This is a genomic window from Mageeibacillus indolicus UPII9-5, assembly GCF_000025225.2.
Lineage (GTDB): Bacteria > Bacillota > Clostridia > Saccharofermentanales > Fastidiosipilaceae > Mageeibacillus > Mageeibacillus indolicus.
This window is the reverse complement of record NC_013895.2, coordinates 249288-264136: the sequence shown is the minus strand read 5'-3', so window position 1 is coordinate 264136 and position 14849 is coordinate 249288. Positions and strand designations below refer to the sequence as shown.

Sequence of the window (14849 nt, the reverse complement as noted above, 5' to 3'; positions counted from 1 at the left end):
TGAGATAAACCCGGTTCACACCGGGTTTATCATAGTAACCTGACATTTCAAAACAACAAAATAGATCACAAGGATAGCCTGTTTATCCGATTGTCCAATCCGTAATATTCCAGAAAATACCAACACCATGGTGTCCTAGAACAGTCTTAGGATCGATACCCTTAATTTTGCTGTCCGCCACATACATAGCATCTATGTAACAGAAGAAAGTGTAGGGTGGCTTCTTGGCCAGCTCTGTCTGGAACTTGGCATAAGCCTCTTTGCGCTTGGCCGGATCATCCGTCTGTCTAGCCTCTGTCAAATATTGATCAACCAGTTTGTCCGAATAGGCCGAATAATTAGCACCTTTACCCGTACCAAATACTTTGTAAGTATGATCATCAGCATCAAAAGGTGAACCCCAGCCAATGATGCAAGCCTCTTGGCCACCCCAATCGATTCCCTCAGCCGGAACAGCTGCCTTAACATCAAGACCGGCAGACTGCAATTGCTGAGCTGCAACCTGAGCCATGTCAATCCGGACGTGGTCATCCGCCATTGCATTTATAGTAAAGCCAATACGCTTGTTATCACGCATCCAGAAACCGTCAGCCCCTTTGGTGCAACCGGCGGCCTTAAACAACTCCTCCGATTTGGCGAGGTTGAAATCATATTTTTCTACACCATCAAAGTTATAAACATTGCGCTGAATCGGGCTGTATGCTTTAACTCCGTGCCCTAATAAAACTGTGTCAATGATGGCTTGACGATCAATAGCATAGTTGATAGCCGGAATCAAGTCAGCGTTCTTCTTCCAATATTCATTAGCAAAATTGTAAAGAATTCCGCGATAATCCGAAGTGGTCATTGCATAAGTCTTAAGATTTTTGGAATCCTTAAAACCTGCCGCATCCTTCGGCGTGACCTGCGCAATATTCAATTCGCCGGATTTTAATTGTAAAGCACGGGCATTGTCCTCAGGGACGATCTTGAAAATAATTTCGTCAATCTTGGCAGGACCAGCAAAATAGTCTGGGTTCTTTTCCATAATTATCGCTTGACCATGTTCCCATTTGCTCAGCTTATACGGGCCGGTTCCGATCGGAGCTTGGAAGAACTTCGATTCTTGCCACTTTTCGCCTTCCAGACAATGCTTAGGCATTATCGGCATAGTCATATATTCTAGGAAAGCATAATTCGGAGCTTTCAAGTGGAACACAACTGTATGCGGATCTTTTACCTCAATTTTCTCAACATCCTCATAGTTTGGAGCATTTTCAGATTCATTTTTAGGATCCATAATGCCTTCAATGGTAAACTTAACGTCTTCTGCCGTAAATGGCTTGCCATCATGCCACTTGACATTTTCTTGCAAATTAAAAGTGTAGGTCTTACCGTCATCCGAAATTTTCCAACTCTTGGCCAAACGGGGGATGACCTTGTCACTACCGTCATGATCAGTTAATCCATCAAAAAGAAGTACGGAAATCTCAGAATGCTCATCCATGGCTGGGTTGATCCTTGTATAGTCGCCGCTGCCATAAACCAATTTGGTCTTTTTGCTGGACGATGCAGCTTCAGCAGCCGCCTCACTACCCTTGCCCATATGATCGCCACAAGCTTTATCAGCCTTGCCGCAAGCTGTCATACCTGCCACAGTAATAACAGTCAAAGCAATTGCAAAAATTTTTTTAATTTGTTTCATGATATATCCTTTCTAGGTATCCACTATTTTCTTTTGAAAATATAGTACGCGTCGAATATATCATTTTCATATAAAGTTAACAATCCGGGGTGGGGGGATAATCGAAGCAAAAATATAGTTGCCCCAACACCGACCGGCACATGGAACAAGCAGCACAAATTTCGCTCCCACCAATTTTGCAAACGCAGGGGCAAATTTTTCACAAGACCATTACTTCGTATACGAAACTTTTTCCGCTAAAACTTCATGACTATTCGTTAAAACTTCATGGCTCTCCAGTAAGTTTCTGAAATTTCTCACTTCCGCTACCTGCCCAGTCGGTCTTACCACTCGCCACTACGCCCCCCGTGCTGTACTCGTATGCATACATGTTCTCAATCTGAGCCTCACTTAAAGACCACATTCCATCAGAAGATTTTGAACACCGATAAAGAACATAAAGCCCACACCTGCCATTCTGAGAATCTCTGTCATACTGCAGGCAAATAACAACTTCATCACTTTCATACAAAACAAAGTACGGATCTCCTTTGGTGGTGTATTTCTCTCGTATTGACGAGGCATTAGAGTCTTTCTCTCCCTTAGCATCCTTAGACCATTCATTAATTATCTTCAGTGCCCCTTCACGAATCTGCTTTGATTTTGCACCTTCAGCTTGAGAATCACGCTCACTTTGCCCGCCAGCCCTCCCAAGTTCTTGCTTAATAGACCCAGGATTAGAGCGTTTGTCAGTACTACTGCGCCAAGATGCAAACCAATCGGCTTCACTAATCGAAGGATCTGTATCCGTCGCATCACTCATCGGCCGTAAATATTTCAAAAAAAATGGCCCCTCCACTCTATATAGACGATATTCTTCCGGCGCATAATTATCATCAACATGCTCAGTATAAGTTCCATTGACATTTCGTGTGACCGTATATCTACCCAAAAATAATATAATTTCAATAAGCGCAAGACCAAGTATAATAATCCCACAAAGAAGATACGAAAAAACTCGACGCGCAAATCTAACGTATGCCCTCTTAATATAAGAAATACGATAGAGATTCTGAAAAAAAGCTGCCAAAAAGGTTGTAATCATCCAAAAAATCGGCATGGCCGCACAAATAACAAGCGCCCAAGTTTGCAGAAGCCACTGATGCGGAAGCCGTACCTGGGTTATTCCAAAAAAAGCAGTCAGGAATCCACTAACGACAAAAAGACAACAAATAATCGGAGCAAGTAAAACCTTTTCACGTGGCCTCATTAAATTTAAAAGAAATTTATCACGATCCCCATGATCACGCGGAACAGGTAGGGCAAGATTTCGTTTAGGGAATAAGTAAATATGTTCATCACCAACCAAAACCATGTAAAGATCGCTATATTTTCTCGTAACCGACGAATTTAAAGAAACCACACTGAACGAATCCTTAAAAAAAGAAAACAGCCATTCAATGTCACCATTCTTATTTGCACTTCGGAACGCCCGCCGTAAATTATAGAGACGCATAAAAGGGAACAAAAAAAGAAAGAGAATAGCTGCAACATAAGCCGCCCAACCAAAGAACCGCAGTTCAACAGAAGTCATAAGAGCGGTTCCAATAAATATAAATAGGACGAAACGCGCCGTATCAACTATCCCAGTTTTCTGCCAAAACAATTCCTTGTTAATCCTGGATAATTTTTCCCACGTCTCAACAAATGTTACGCAAAAAAGAAAATTTTCAGCTTTCATAGTTTAACTTTGCATACCGCTACCTTGTAATAAACATATTTACGATCGTAAACTACAAAAAAAGACGACACGGAAAACCGTTATCGTCATTTTTTGGCGCCTTGTGTAGGACTCGAACCTACGACCCTGCGGTTAACAGCCGCATGCTCTACCAACTGAGCTAACAAGGCAAAAAAATCCGGCAGCTTCCTATTTTACCAAGCCGTTACCAGCTAAGTATCTTCGGCACTAGAGAGCTTAACTACTGTGTTCGGAATGGGAACAGGTGTGGCCTCTCCGCTATCACCACCGGAATTGTTGAGGTTGTACCCTCAAGACTGCATAAGCTACTGAGTTGTCTGAGTCTTCATTCTGTCTGGTTCAACGTTGAACCAACGTGCTTGTGGTCAAGTTTTCGACCTATTAGTATCAGTCCGCTTCATACATTACTGTACTTCCACTCCTGACCTATCAACCTTGTTGTCTTCAAGGGGTCTTAACCTTTCGGTGGGAAATCTTATCTTAAGGAGGGCTTCACACTTAGATGCTTTCAGCGTTTATCCCTGCCCAACTTAGCTACCCAGCTATGCCACTGGCGTGACAACTGGTTCACCATAGGTTGGTCCATCCCGGTCCTCTCGTACTAGGGACAGCACCTTTCAAATTTCCTACGCCCACGATAGATAGGGACCGAACTGTCTCACGACGTTCTGAACCCAGCTCGCGTACCACTTTAATCGGCGAACAGCCGAACCCTTGGGACCTTCTTCAGCCCCAGGATGTGATGAGCCGACATCGAGGTGCCAAACCTCCCCGTCGATGTGAACTCTTGGGGGAGATCAGCCTGTTATCCCCAGGGTAACTTTTATCCGTTGAGCGACGGCAATTCCACTTTCTACCGCCGGATCACTAAGTCCTACTTTCGTATCTGCTCGACCTGTGTGTCTCGCAGTCAGGCTACCTTATGCCTTTACACTCGTTGCATGATTTCTAACCATGCTGAGGTAACCTTTGAGCGCCTCCGTTACCTTTTAGGAGGCGACCGCCCCAGTCAAACTGTCCGACTGCCATTGTCCTGTAACCGGATTACGGCTAACAGTTAGAAACTCAGTATCGTCAGAGTGGTATCCCAACAGTGACTCCCCATCTGCTGACGCCTATGGTTCATAGTCTCCCACCTATCCTGTACAAACAATACCGAATCCCAGTAACAATCTACAGTGAAGCTCCATGGGGTCTTTCCGTCTAGTCGCGGGTAACTTGCATCTTCACAAGTACTACAATTTCACCGGGTACGTTGTTGAGACAGTGCCCAAATCATTACGCCATTCGTGCGGGTCAGAACTTACCTGACAAGGAATTTCGCTACCTTAGGACCGTTATAGTTACGGCCGCCGTTTACTGGGGCTTAAGTTCACTGCTTCTCTTGCGATAACAGATTCCCGTGACCTTCCAGCACCGGGCAGGCGTCAGCCCCCATACTTCATCTTTCGATTTAGCGGAGACCTGTGTTTTTGCTAAACAGTTGCTTGGGCCTATTCACTGCGGCCTCTTCTCAGAGGCACCCCTTCTTGCGAACTTACGGGGTTAATTTGCCGAGTTCCTTAACAACGCTTCTCCCGCTCGTCTTAGGATTCTCTCCTCATCCACCTGTGTCGGTTTACGGTACGGGTACCTCTCCACTCGATAGCAGCTTTTCTCGTCAGTGTGGAATCACATATTTCGGTACTTGTTTTCCCTACGCATCACGCTTTCAAATCAACTAACGTACTTTACTATTAGTCTCTCTACTTCGCTTGCACGAGCATTTCCTGCAGCTCGCTTATGCTATCCTCCTGCGTCCCTGCCTCTCTCAAACGTGGATCGGTAGTTCAGGAATGTCTACCTGATATCCATCGACTACGCCTGTCGGCCTGGCCTTAGGTCCCGACTGACCCTGGGAGGACGACCCTTCCCCAGGAAACCTTGGATTTTCGACGGCAAAGATTCTCACTTCGCTCTCGTTACTTATTCCTACATTCTCACTACTGATACATCCACATGTCCTTCCGGTCATGCTTCTTCTGCTTACAGTACGCTCCCCTACCAACCTTCGGTTCCGTAGCTTCGGTATACAGTTTAGCCCCGTTAATCTTCGGCGCAGGTTCACTCGACTAGTGAGCTATTACGCACTCTTTTAATGAGTGGCTGCTTCTAAGCCAACATCCTAGCTGTTTTAGCATACCCACATCCTTTTCCACTTAACTGTAATTTTGGGACCTTAGCTGACGGTCTGGGCTGTTTCCCTTTTGACAATGGCACTTATCTGTCACTGTCTGACTCCCACGTATATCTATGCGGCATTCGGAGTTTGATAAGGTTCGGTAACCTGGTAAGGCCCCTAGCCAATTCAGTGCTCTACCTCCGCTAGACTCGACGTAAGGCTAGCCCTAAAGCTATTTCGGGGAGAACCAGCTATCTCCGGGTTCGATTGGAATTTCTCCGCTATCCACAAGTCATCAAAACCTTTTTCAACAGATACTTGTTCGGTCCTCCATGACGTTTTACCGTCACTTCAACCTGCTCATGGATAGGTCACCCGGTTTCGGGTCTATAACAGCTAACTTTACGCTCTATTAAAGCTCGGTTTCCCTTCGGCTCCGGACCTCTAGTCCTTAACCTCGCTAACTGCCATAACTCGTAGGACCGTTCTACAAAAAGTACGCTGTCGAGCTTTAACGCTCTTCAACTGCTTGTAAACACAGGGTTTCAGGTTCTTTTTCACTCCCCGTCAGGGGTTCTTTTCACCTTTCCTTCACAGTACTGCTTCACTATCGGTTACCATGTAGTATTTAGGCTTGGAGGGTGGTCCCCCCGGCTTCCCACAAGATTCCTCGTGTCTCGTGGTACTCTGGTGCTGCTAGCCTCACTCAGATTTTCGTGTACGCGACTATTACGCTCTTTGGTCTCGGCTTTCCATCCGCTCATTCCACTAATCCTTGCTTTGACTTGTTGCAGTCCACAACCCCGCATAACCGAAGTCATACGGTTTGGCCTCTTCCGCTTTCGCTCGCCACTACTTACGGAATCTCGGTTGATTTCTCTTCCTGTGGGTACTTAGATGTTTCAGTTCCCCACGTCTCCCCAGTATGCACTATTTATTCATGCAGACTTGATCGGGAATTTACCCCGATCGGGTTGCCCCATTCGGATATCTACGGATCCGGATATTTGCTCCTCCCCGTAGCTTTTCGCAGCTTGTCACGTCCTTCATCGGCTCATGGTACCAAGGCATTCGCCCTGTGCTCTTTGTAACTTGACCTTATTGGTTCTCAAAGTTTTTCTTTTTTCCGTCGTTCCAGACACTTATGAATGAAGTTCCTCAGACTCGCTTCAACTTGTACTTTAGTACTTTTGCTGAATTTGCAAGACCATTTTTTACTTCATTATGTCTTTTACTCAGTCATTATTTCTTATGCAGTTTTCAAGGTACATCGCGGCTTGCGCTGTTCACTAACTGGAAAGTTGGTGGGCTCAAATGGACTCGAACCATCGACCTTACGCTTATCAGGCGTACGCTCTAACCAGCTGAGCTATGAGCCCTTGTGAACAAGAGGGTACAGACCCTGGAGATTGAATAGTGAGTTAGCAAAAACAATTGTCATCTTGCGATGATCGACCTGAACTCTGTTGAATCGTTATTCAACATATTCTCCTTAGAAAGGAGGTGATCCAGCCGCACCTTCCGATACGGCTACCTTGTTACGACTTCACCCCAATTATCGGTCCCACCTTCGGCAGCGTCCCCCTTGCGGTTAGACTACTGACTTCGGGTGTTACTGACTCTCATGGTGTGACGGGCGGTGTGTACAAGGCCCGAGAACGTATTCACGGCAGTATGCTGACCTGCCATTACTAGCAATTCCGGCTTCATGCAGGCGAGTTGCAGCCTGCAATCCGAACTGAGACTACATTTGGGGATTTGCTTCGCCTCGCGACGTCGCTGCTCTCTGTTGTAGCCATTGTAGTACGTGTGTAGCCCAGGATATAAGGGGCATGATGATTTGACGTCATCCCCACCTTCCTCCGTTTTATCAACGGCAGTCTCGCCTGAGTGCCCAACTAAATGATGGCAACTGGCAATAGGGGTTGCGCTCGTTGCGGGACTTAACCCAACATCTCACGACACGAGCTGACGACAACCATGCACCACCTGTCTCCTTGTCCCCGAAGGGAATTATGTATCTCTACATCGTTCAAGGGATGTCAAACCCTGGTAAGGTTCTTCGCGTTGCGTCGAATTAAACCACATACTCCACTGCTTGTGCGGGCCCCCGTCAATTCCTTTGAGTTTCAACCTTGCGGCCGTACTCCCCAGGTGGATTACTTATTGTGTTAACTCCGGCACAGAAGGGGTCGATACCTCCTACACCTAGTAATCATCGTTTACGGCGTGGACTACCAGGGTATCTAATCCTGTTTGCTACCCACGCTTTCGCGCCTCAGCGTCAGTTACTGTCCAGATAGCCGCCTTCGCCACTGGTGTTCCTCCTAATATCTGCGCATTTTACCGCTACACTAGGAATTCCACTATCCTCTCCAGCACTCAAGACCAACAGTATCAGATGCAGTTCCCGAGTTAAGCTCGGGGATTTCACATCTGACTTATCAGCCCGCCTGCACGCCCTTTACACCCAGTAAATCCGGATAACGCTCGCCACCTACGTATTACCGCGGCTGCTGGCACGTAGTTAGCCGTGGCTTGTTTTTCAGGTACCGTCATTTGTTTCTTCCCTGATCAAAGAAGTTTACAACCCGAAGGCCTTCATACTTCACGCGGCGTTGCTGGGTCAGGCTTTCGCCCATTGCCCAATATTCCCCACTGCTGCCTCCCGTAGGAGTCTGGGCCGTGTCTCAGTCCCAATGTGGCCGATCAACCTCTCAGTTCGGCTACCGATCGTCGCCTTGGTGGGCCGTTACCTCACCAACTAGCTAATCGGACGCGAGTCCATCTTTCACCGGATTTCTCCTTTAATCGCTCTGAGATGCCTCAATGCGATGTCATGCGCCATTAGCAACGGTTTCCCGTTGTTATTCCACTGTGAAAGGCAGGTTCCTCACGCGTTACTCACCCGTCCGCCACTAAGCTTTAATTCTGTGCAAGCACTTCCTCAAAGCTCCGTTCGACTTGCATGTGTTAAGCACGCCGCCAGCGTTCATCCTGAGCCAGGATCAAACTCTCAAATCAAAATTTGAGAGCCTTTTGGCTCTTAGTTTACTTATTTTTTACTCTAGAATTAACTAAAGTCCGTTTTTGCTTGTTTGTTCTTCACTATTCAATTTTCAAGGTCCGTTCCTTGCTCTCGCAAGGCGCTCATCTATAATAACCCTTCTCGTCTTCCTTGTCAACACTTTTTTCGCCCTTTTCTCCTCCATTTTTCCTTCCTTCCGTGCGTTTCATGTTTTCCTATAATTCGCAATACTTGTCACTAATCGCTCAAAGTTAGGTTGCTTTTAATAATCAACTTTTCTTCCAGTTCATTGTCCTTCTTTCGCTGTCTTGTCCTAATAAAAAACCGGCTACTTTTGAGTGAACCGGTTTGAAAAACTTTATTGCCAACTGCGGGTTGTAATTACATCAGCTCCCGTATCGCATATATTTTGTACAACTACTTCATGCAATTTTATAGGTAAATGAAGCTTGACCTTTTGCAGTGCTTTCACCACTTCATTCATTTCTGCTTTAGGAATCGGTTTGGAGGTTTTTACTGGGCAACGATGCACCTGAGAGTCTTCCACCTCCACGGTAGCTGTAACCATTCTCGTCGGAGCAACTACTTCACTGCGACCGTAGGCATCACCTCGGGGGCAGGAATTTCCACTTACTTTTAAAGACTTAGGATCAATTTCCGGATGAATCCCATTATCTTCCACGCCATCTACGAGCAATCTACATCCTTGAGGGCATACTATACATGTTATTTCACGCATTTTTTACCTCCTTGCCGCTGGCATCTTTAGCTTCGAGCTGTAAACTTAGTGTTCCATCGGCTTGCTCAAGTTGACACCCTGAAACCGAAATATTTGCCATCTCGCCTGGCACTAAACGTTGTTTCTTAAATCTGGCAATCTCTTGGCCGTTAGAACGCAGCACTACTTCGACTGGCTGCTTATACTGCTTTCTGACACGGAAAAAGATTTTCTGTGGTTTATTTATATTTTGACGTCTCAAGTGTTGAGGAACGGTATAGCCAAAATTTGCATCGGGCTGCAAAATGACAATATCGGTTTGGCTTTCGGGCGCATCCGCATTTTTCTTGTGTTTTGCCGCAAAAACATATTCCGCCGCTGCTGTGCCGGCACGTTCGCTTTCTTCTGTAACAAAGTCAACTAGATCATGCACGTGAACAACGTTACCGCAAGCGAAAATTCCGGATACTGATGTTTCCATGTTTTCGTAAACAATTGCGCCTTTGGTTCGTCGATCCATATTTATACCAGCTCCGCGCGTCAGCTCGTTTTCCGGAATCAGTCCGACACTTAGCAGAATGGTATCGCAGTCAAAATCTTTTTCCGTTCCGGGAATCGGCGCACCAGCGGAGTCTAACTTGGCTATTGTTGCTCCCTCGACTCGCTTTTTTCCCCTAATATCTATTATTGTGTGACCTAGGTAAAGAGGAATGTTGAAATCTTCCAGGCATTGTACAATGTTTCTTTGTAGGCCGCCCGGATGTTGCATAACTTCAACGCAGGCCAATACTTCTGCACCGGACCAGCTCATGCGCCGAGCCATAATCAAGCCTATATCGCCAGAACCTAGTATTAATATTCGTTTACCGACTTTATGACCGGCAATATTTATATAGTACTGTGCCGTCCCGGCAGTGAAAATGCCTGCTGGGCGAGTTCCTGGTAAAGCAATAGCTCCTCTGGCGCGTTCACGGCAGCCCATGGAAAGAATAATCGCTTCGCCATGAATGAAAAAGTATCCATTCGGGTTGGTCGCTTCAATCATTTTTTCCGGGTGTACTCGGATAACCATAGTATCGATCAGCACATCAATCGGATAATTTTCCAGCTCAGCAATAAAGCGGCCGGCATATTCAGGTCCGGTCAGTTCTTCTCTGAAGTGATGAAGCCCGAATCCATTATGGATACATTGGTTAAGGATGCCACCTAGGCAAATATCACGTTCAATTATGAGTATGTGCTCTAAGCCCGCTTTGGCTCCGGCTATCGCTGCTGCCAGTCCGGCAGGGCCGCCACCGACTACCACCAGTTGATATTTATCTGCTGGAGATTTAATGTATCTACTCATACCTGCCCTCCCGTCTTTCGTCCAATAAAATATATGTACCTGATTTATCTTGACAAATATTTTCGGGGCGACAGTTATAGTGTTTTGCTAATATCTCGACAATTTTGGGTGAGCAAAATCCGCCTTGGCAGCGGCCTAAACCAGAACCGCACCTACGTTTGATCCCGTCTAAACTTACCGGCGGGATTAGGCTTTTTAAGGCGGCTCGTATTTCGCCTTCTGTTATGGTTTCACAGCGGCAAATCACCCGTCCGTATGCAGCATCGCTAGAGATTTGTTCAGCACGTTGTTCAGGGGAAAGATGCTTAAAGCGAACGACCTTTCTGCCTCCCTGCCAAGATCCCTTTTTCTCAGATTTAAATCCGGCCAGTTTAAGTTTGTCAATTGCCAGTAGTGCTAATGCCGGAGCTGATGTCAGTCCAGGCGATTGAATGCCGGCAACGTCAAGGAAATTTTCCGCCGCAAATTCAACAACAAAATCTTTTCGATCACAATTAGCTCTAACTCCGGCAAAATTACGTATATTAGACAGCAAATCTAAATTCGGGACAGTTTTTTTCGCTAACGTAGCAACGAATTGGAGTCCGGCCCTTGTATTGGAAGTGTCCTCCGGGTCTTGAACTACCTCGGCATTAGGCCCAACAATGGTATTCCCATGCATAGTTATCGAAACAAGGACGCCTTTACCTTTTTCATTGGGACATTGAAATAAAACGTGGTTTATATTTACCGATGTATGTGTATCTAGTAAATAGTATTCCCCTTTGGTCGGCGTTATTTTAAACGTCGGCTTGGCGACAAGTTGATGAATTTCCGCCGCATGGACGCCAGCACAGTTTATAACGAAACGTGATGTCAGTTCATCATCATGCTCGGTTCTTATGCTGTAACCAGAAGTTTGTGGCAGTGGCTTTATTGAAATTACTTTAGTATTAAACTTGAAATGGACGCCGTTGCGTGCCGCTACTTCGGCCAGCGCCAGGGCCATTTCCCATGGATTAACCACGCCTGCACTAGGGGCGAACAATCCAGCAATAACTTTATCTGAAACGTCAGGTTCCATTTTATGGATTTCTTCAGAACTGATTATTCGTTGATTCGGGACTCCGTTCGCTTCCCCTCTGGCTAACAATTCCTGCAGCTGTTCACATTCGGCCTGAGTAAATGCAAGCACGAGAGAACCACAGCGATTGTGCTCAACATCAAGTTCTCGGCAAAGTTCAAAAGAAAGTTTGTTACCTGTCACATTGGTGGCTGCCATTATTGTGCCAGGGCGTGGATCATATCCGGCGTGCAAAATTGCGCTGTTCGCACGGGTAGTTCCAACCGCCAAATCATTTTCTTTTTCTATGACTATGACATCACACTCATACTGACTCAAATAATAAGCTAAGGCACAACCGCATATACCTCCGCCTATAATAACGATATCATGCATAATTTTAATTGTTTCTCCCTATATAAAATTGCGGATAGCGAGGCCTCCCGCTATCCGCAACTAAGACCGTTAAATTATTTATTTTTTATTGCAGCTTGAGCCGCGGCCAAACGTGCGATCGGCACGCGGAACGGGGAGCAGGAAACATAGGTAAGTCCGGTTCTGTGACAGAAGTCAATCGAGGCCGGGTCACCACCATGTTCACCGCAAATTCCGATATTCATACCTGGGCGGGTTGCACGTCCACGTTCTGTTGCCATTTGAATCAGTTGACCTACACCACGTTGGTCAAGTGAAGCAGTAGGATCGATTTCAAGGATTTTGGCGTTATAATAATCATCCAAAATTCTGCCAGCATCATCGCGGCTAAGGCCGAATGTCATCTGAGTCAAATCGTTTGTACCGAAGCTGAAGAATTCGGCTTCCTGCGCAATTTCATCTGCCAACAATGCCGCGCGCGGAATCTCAATCATCGTGCCAACTTCGTATTTAACCGATTTGCCGGTTTCATTGAAAATTGTTTCAGCTGTACTGCTAATGATGTTCTTGACAAACTTAAGTTCCTTGAGATCAAAGACAAGCGGAACCATGATTTCAGGAATGACTTTTAATCCTTCAGCTTGTACTTTTAATGCGGCTTCTATAATGGCTCTGGTCTGCATGGCGGCAATTTCAGGATATGACACAGCCAATCGGCATCCACGATGGCCCATCATCGGGTTCATCTCATGCAAACGATTAATCAGGTCAGTCAGATGTGCCGTTTCCATATTTAAGGACTTGGCCAGGTGTTCGATTTCTGACGGCTCGGTCGGTAGGAATTCATGTAGCGGGGGATCAAGTAAGCGAATAGTTACCGGGCAGCCTTCCATGGCTTTGAATATTTCATAAAAGTCTTGTCGTTGGATCGGCAACAACTCGGCCAAAGCTTTTTCACGAGCTTCAAGCGTTTCCGATACAATCATTTTACGGAAAGCAAAAATGCGGTCTTCGCCGAAGAACATATGTTCGGTACGGGTCAAACCAATTCCTTGTGCACCCAAGGAACGGGCAGTTTTTGCATCTTTGCCAGAATCAGCGTTAGCCAAAACTTTTAAGCGACGAATTTCATCAGCCCACCCCATAATAATTTCGAAATCTCCGGAAATTTTGGCTTCCGTAGTCGGGATCTGTTCGCCATAAACATAACCGGTGGAACCGTCAAAAGCCATCCAGTCGCCTTTATTATAACGGCGGCCGTTTTTGTCTACCAAGTAGTGATCTTTTTCATTGATAATCACTTCAGAGCATCCGGATACGCAGCATTTTCCCATACCACGCGCAACAACAGCAGCATGTGATGTCATACCGCCGCGGCCGGTAAGAATGCCTTGGGCGTAAACCATACCTTCGATATCTTCCGGTGATGTCTCCAAACGTACCAGAACGGCTTTTTCACCTGTAGCTTGGACGAATTCGCTAAGTTCCTTTGCTTCGAAGAAAATTTTGCCGCAAGCTGATCCTGGTGAGGCCGGCAGTCCTTTGGCAATAGGTGTAGCAGCCTTCAAAGCTTCACTGTCAAAGCCGGGGTGTAGTAGTGCATCCAATGACTTCGGTTCTATCTTTAGCAAAGCTTCTTCTTTGGAAATCAGGCCTTCTTTGACCATATCAACCGCAATTTTCAGGGCTGCGGCGGCTGTACGTTTTCCGTTTCTGGTCTGAAGCATGAACAGTTTGCCACGCTCAATGGTAAATTCCATATCTTGCATGTCGCAGTAGTGCTTTTCCAAATCATGAGCAATTTTCTGGAATTGGTCATAAACTTCCGGCATTACTTCATGCAATTTTTGAATGTCAACAGGCGTACGAATACCTGCAACTACGTCTTCGCCTTGAGCGTTCATCAAAAATTCACCGTAGAGTTTATTTTCGCCGGTGGCTGGGTTGCGGGTGAAGGCAACACCTGTACCGGAGGTCTCGCCCATGTTACCATAGACCATCTCTTGTATATTAACAGCCGTACCCCAAGAAGAAGGGATATTATTTAAGCGGCGATAAACGATAGCACGTTCGTTATTCCAAGAACGGAATACCGCTTTCACCGCCTCCATGAGTTGAACTTTCGGATCTTGTGGGAAATCTTCCCCTTTCAAACGCTTATAGGTTTTCTTGAAGCGATCGACTACTTCAATCATATTGTCAGCGTTTAAATCGGTATCGAGCTTTGCCCCGACTGCTTCTTTAACTGCGTCCATTTCAGCTTCAAAGTTGTTCTTATCAATGCCCATGACAACGTCAGCAAACATGGTAATAAAACGGCGATAGCTGTCGTTGGCAAAACGCGGATTTCCAGTTAATTTGCCAAGCCCAAGTACGACTTCATCATTCAAACCAAGGTTAAGGATAGTATCCATCATTCCAGGCATGGAAGCGCGAGCGCCAGAGCGCACAGATACCAAATAGGGATTGGTAGGATCGCCCAGTTTCTTTCCGATTTTATTTTCAACAAAAGCGAGTGTGTCAAAAATCTCTTTTTCAATTTCCGGGGCAATCGTTTCGTTGTCTTCATAGTAGCGCATGCAGGCCTCTGTCGTAATGGTAAAGCCGCGTGGAACCGGCATGCCCAATCCGGTCATCTCTGCCAGGTTGGCACCTTTGCCGCCCAGCAATTCTCGCATGGAAGCATTACCTTCCGAGAACAAATAGACATACTTTGTCATGTCTCCTCCTTCTTCTCAGGTTTGTCCTGAGT

The 14849-nt window shown here is 46.1% G+C and carries 6 protein-coding genes, 2 tRNA genes and 3 rRNA genes; all 11 read right to left on the bottom strand.

Features of this window, described 5'->3' with window-relative positions; all coding sequences use genetic code 11:
* Positions 1-82 precede the first annotated feature (82 nt).
* The gene (locus HMPREF0868_RS01245; RefSeq protein ID WP_012992891.1) at positions 83-1684 is read right to left on the bottom strand and encodes an ABC transporter substrate-binding protein; all 1602 of its coding nucleotides are present in this window, start codon (positions 1682-1684) and stop codon (positions 83-85) included.
* Between the two features lie 265 nt (positions 1685-1949).
* On the bottom strand, positions 1950-3404 hold the full coding sequence (locus HMPREF0868_RS01240) for a hypothetical protein (protein ID WP_012992889.1): 1455 nt from the start codon (positions 3402-3404) through the stop codon (positions 1950-1952).
* Positions 3405-3498: 94 nt separating this feature from the next.
* A tRNA-Asn gene (locus tag HMPREF0868_RS01235) sits at positions 3499-3574 on the bottom strand.
* Between the two features lie 6 nt (positions 3575-3580).
* Positions 3581-3697 (bottom strand): 5S ribosomal RNA (rrf, locus tag HMPREF0868_RS01230).
* An 89-nt stretch (positions 3698-3786) separates the two neighbouring features.
* Positions 3787-6684, bottom strand: a 23S ribosomal RNA gene (locus tag HMPREF0868_RS01225).
* Between the two features lie 204 nt (positions 6685-6888).
* A tRNA-Ile gene (locus tag HMPREF0868_RS01220) sits at positions 6889-6965 on the bottom strand.
* A 117-nt stretch (positions 6966-7082) separates the two neighbouring features.
* Positions 7083-8610 (bottom strand): 16S ribosomal RNA (locus tag HMPREF0868_RS01215).
* Together the 16S, 23S and 5S rRNA genes with 2 tRNA genes alongside form the textbook arrangement of a ribosomal RNA operon.
* Positions 8611-8972: 362 nt before the next feature.
* The gene (locus tag HMPREF0868_RS01210; RefSeq protein WP_012992888.1) at positions 8973-9353 is read right to left on the bottom strand and encodes a DUF1667 domain-containing protein; all 381 of its coding nucleotides are present in this window, start codon (positions 9351-9353) and stop codon (positions 8973-8975) included.
* A complete protein-coding gene (locus tag HMPREF0868_RS01205) occupies positions 9346-10680 on the bottom strand; it encodes an NAD(P)/FAD-dependent oxidoreductase (protein WP_012992887.1) in 1335 nt (444 codons plus the stop codon). The genes HMPREF0868_RS01210 and HMPREF0868_RS01205 overlap by 8 nt, the downstream gene beginning before the upstream one ends.
* Positions 10673-12118 (bottom strand): NAD(P)/FAD-dependent oxidoreductase, encoded by a 1446-nt coding sequence (locus tag HMPREF0868_RS01200; protein ID WP_012992886.1) that lies wholly within the window; start codon positions 12116-12118, stop codon positions 10673-10675. Before HMPREF0868_RS01200 ends, HMPREF0868_RS01205 begins: the two co-directional genes overlap by 8 nt.
* 74 nt (positions 12119-12192) lie before the next feature.
* The gene (ppdK, locus tag HMPREF0868_RS01195) at positions 12193-14817 is read right to left on the bottom strand and encodes a pyruvate, phosphate dikinase (RefSeq protein ID WP_012992885.1); all 2625 of its coding nucleotides are present in this window, start codon (positions 14815-14817) and stop codon (positions 12193-12195) included.
* Positions 14818-14849 lie beyond the last annotated feature (32 nt).

Coding starts and splice junctions, on each gene's coding strand:
- HMPREF0868_RS01245 (WP_012992891.1), bottom strand. CDS start 1,684: ATGAAACAAATTAAAAAAATTTTTGCAATTGCTTTGACTGTTATTACT.
- HMPREF0868_RS01240 (WP_012992889.1), bottom strand. CDS start 3,404: ATGAAAGCTGAAAATTTTCTTTTTTGCGTAACATTTGTTGAGACGTGG.
- HMPREF0868_RS01210 (WP_012992888.1), bottom strand. CDS start 9,353: ATGCGTGAAATAACATGTATAGTATGCCCTCAAGGATGTAGATTGCTC.
- HMPREF0868_RS01205 (WP_012992887.1), bottom strand. CDS start 10,680: ATGAGTAGATACATTAAATCTCCAGCAGATAAATATCAACTGGTGGTA.
- HMPREF0868_RS01200 (WP_012992886.1), bottom strand. CDS start 12,118: ATGCATGATATCGTTATTATAGGCGGAGGTATATGCGGTTGTGCCTTA.
- ppdK (WP_012992885.1), bottom strand. CDS start 14,817: ATGACAAAGTATGTCTATTTGTTCTCGGAAGGTAATGCTTCCATGCGA.